This window comes from Mesorhizobium sp. M2A.F.Ca.ET.039.01.1.1 (assembly GCF_003998035.1).
In the GTDB taxonomy this organism is placed as follows: domain Bacteria; phylum Pseudomonadota; class Alphaproteobacteria; order Rhizobiales; family Rhizobiaceae; genus Mesorhizobium.
Genome location: NZ_RZRY01000755.1, coordinates 1 through 2,795 on the forward strand (window position 1 = coordinate 1; position 2,795 = coordinate 2,795).

Genomic DNA, 2,795 nt, shown 5'->3' on the forward strand with positions numbered 1-2,795 from the left:
GGGTAGGGCAGGCGGCAAATACCGCCCTCATTCGCGCATCGCCGCAGCTGCTGCGCCGACGCGGTGGCAGGGAACAGGGCCGTAGCGGCCGCGGCCAAGCTGACGAGGCAGATGAAGGCCAGCGTTGCTCGGATCGAGACGTGAAAAGTTCTTAACACGAATTGTCTCCCGGTTTGGTTGTGCTGCGGCATCCTACAGCAGGCGGATTAAATGCGCGATGAATGCCTGATCGGAGGCTATTGTTAACTCGGGCGGCCCTACGGGCGGCCGGGGCTCAATATCTAATGATCCGCCGCTCAACGAGGACCACCAGGCAGAACAGCGCGATCGACAGCGATGACGAAAGAACGATCGCGGCGTAGAGCCGGTCGGACTGATAGTTGAAGGTCGCCTGGATGATCAGCGCGCCGAGCCCTTTGTCCGAGCCGATCCACTCGCCGACGATGGCGCCGATCACGGCGGTGGCCGACGCGATCCTGAGTGACGAGAACAACATCGGCAGAGCACGGTGCAGGCGCAGGCTCCAGAAGATCTCCGAGCGCGTCGCCGACAGCACCCGGAACAGCTCGTGTTCGTTGTCGCTGGCCGAATCGAGGCCGCGGATCATGTTCACCAGCGTCGGGAAGAAGCAGATCACCGCGGCGATGACGATCTTCGGAGTCATGCCGAGGCCGAAGATCAGGATGATGATCGGCGACAGCGCCAGGATGGGGATGGTGTTGAAGAAGAGCACGATCGGGAAATAGGCCGCCTGCAGGACGCGGCTGTGGACGAAGAGCACGGCCAGCAGCACGGCAGCGAGATTGCCGATGACGAAGCCGGCCAGCGCCTCGATCAGCGTCGGCCGCAGATTGTCGATGAGGAGCGCAAAATTCCTTTGGAAGACGCCGAAAATCGCCGTCGGTGTCGGCACGATATAGGCGGGCACGCCGAGCAACGGCAAAAGATATTGCCAGGCGAGCAGGATCGAAGCCGCGCCGAGAACGGGGAGCGCGGCCGTCATGTGCGGGGAGAGCGGCGCCTGTCTCACGATGCGCGCTCCAGCGCCGTTCGCAGATCGGCCATGGCGGCGACGATCGCCGCATCCTCGCGCTTGCAGCGATTGCCTTCCTGCTTGAGAGGCCGCATGTCGAGGTCCTTCAAGACACGTCCCGGATTGGCGGCCAGCACGATGACGCGCTCACCGAGATAGGCGGCTTCGGCGATCGAATGGGTGACGAAGAGGATGGTCGTGCCGCTGCGCCGCCAGAGCGCCAACAGCTCATCGTTCAATCGGTCGCGCGTGATCTCGTCCAGTGCGCCGAAGGGTTCGTCCATCAGAAGCAGTTTCGGTTCGCCGAGCAGGGCGCGCGCGATCGCCACGCGCTGGCGCTGGCCGCCGGAGAGCTGGTGCGGCAGGCGCTCACTGAGGGCGCCGAGCCCCATCAATTCAAGCAGTTCCGTGCTGCGATCCTCGATCTTGCGTGTCAGGCTGCGCAGGCCGACGCCAAGCGGCAAGCGCACATTGTCGCGCACCGTGCGCCAGGGAAGGAGGGTCGAATCCTGGAAGACGAAGCCGACATCGCGCCGCGAGCGCACCGTATGCGGCGTCTCGCCAAGCACGCTGATCGTGCCGCCGAGCGGATCGAGCAGGTCGGCCACCACCCTGAGCAAGGTCGACTTGCCGCAGCCTGACGGGCCCAGGATCGACAGGAAGGAACCGGCCTCGACGGTGAGGTCGAGGCCGGCGAGCACTTTGACGGCCGTCTGCCGGCCGCCATAGCCGACATCCAGCCGTCGCGCTTCGATCGCGTGCGGCATTAGATCAGCACAACGTCTGATTGGACCGTCATGCTGATCTAACTCTTAGTTGGAGCATGACTTTTTCCAAAAGCCGGTTCCCACCTCTTGAGATCATGCTTTACGCGGCGGGCGCGTCGAGCTTGGGCCGGTCGGCTGCCGAGAGTTCGAGTATCTTGGTGGTGTAGACATCGGCGGCCGCCGGGCGACCGTTTGGATACTGGCCAACCTTGTCGAGCAGCGCCAATTGCTCCTCTATCGAGGCTGGGTCGAACGTGCCCCAGCCGTCCTTGGCGGTGGCGCCGTCAAAGGAGAGTTTCAGCACCAGATTGACGGTCTTTTCCTCCCAGCCAAGATCCATTTCCGGATAGGCGGCGACCATCTTCTTGACCGCTTCCTGCGGATTGGCATGCACCCAGCCCCAGCCTTTGCCGACGGCGCCGATGAACTTCGCCAGCGTCTCAGGATCCTTTTCGATTGCCGCGTCGGTAGCGAAATAGACGTCCGCGTAGGAGCTTAGCCCGAGGTCGCGCGTCAGAAGGTCGATGCGGTCGTCGCCGACGACGCTGAGCGCCTGGGTGTTGGTGATCCAGCCGCCGATGGCGTCGACATCGCCGCGCACCAGCGGCGCCTTGTCGAAGCCGACATTGACGATGGTCACCTCCGACGGGTCGATGCCGTTCTTGGCCAGGATCTCGTCGATGACGAAGCGCGCCGTCGGCTGGATACCGATCTTCTTTCCCTTGAGATCGGAGACACTGCGGATCGGCTTGGCCGGTTTCGAGGTCAATGCGTAAGGACCGGTACGGAAGCCGCAGGCGATGATTTTGATCGGCACGCCGCTGGCGCGGGCAGAATATAGCTGCGGCGTTTCCGAGAACTGCCCAAGCTGGGCGGCGCCCGAAATGACCGGCGGCACGGTCGACGCGTTGGGGCCGCCGGGGCTGAACTCGACCTCCAGCCCAGCGTCCTTGAAATAGCCGTTGGCGACGGCCGCGATATCGCCGATCTGGCCG

3 protein-coding genes are annotated in these 2,795 nt (G+C 63.8%); all 3 read right to left on the reverse strand.

Annotation, left to right across the window (positions count from 1 at the left end; all coding sequences use genetic code 11):
- Positions 1–274 precede the first annotated feature (274 nt).
- The gene (locus EOA24_RS33150) at positions 275–1,030 is read right to left on the reverse strand and encodes an ABC transporter permease (RefSeq protein WP_126082451.1); all 756 of its coding nucleotides are present in this window, start codon (positions 1,028–1,030) and stop codon (positions 275–277) included.
- Positions 1,027–1,800 carry an ABC transporter ATP-binding protein gene (locus EOA24_RS33155; RefSeq protein WP_126082452.1) on the reverse strand — a complete coding sequence of 258 codons (774 nt, stop codon included), beginning with the start codon at positions 1,798–1,800 and terminating at the stop codon, positions 1,027–1,029. The genes EOA24_RS33150 and EOA24_RS33155 overlap by 4 nt, the downstream gene beginning before the upstream one ends.
- Before the next feature lie 100 nt (positions 1,801–1,900).
- Positions 1,901–2,795 (reverse strand): ABC transporter substrate-binding protein (locus EOA24_RS33160; RefSeq protein ID WP_133374737.1); only part of this gene is annotated, 895 nt, incomplete at its 5' end.

Coding starts and splice junctions, on each gene's coding strand:
- EOA24_RS33155 (WP_126082452.1), bottom strand. CDS start 1,800: ATGCCGCACGCGATCGAAGCGCGACGGCTGGATGTCGGCTATGGCGGC.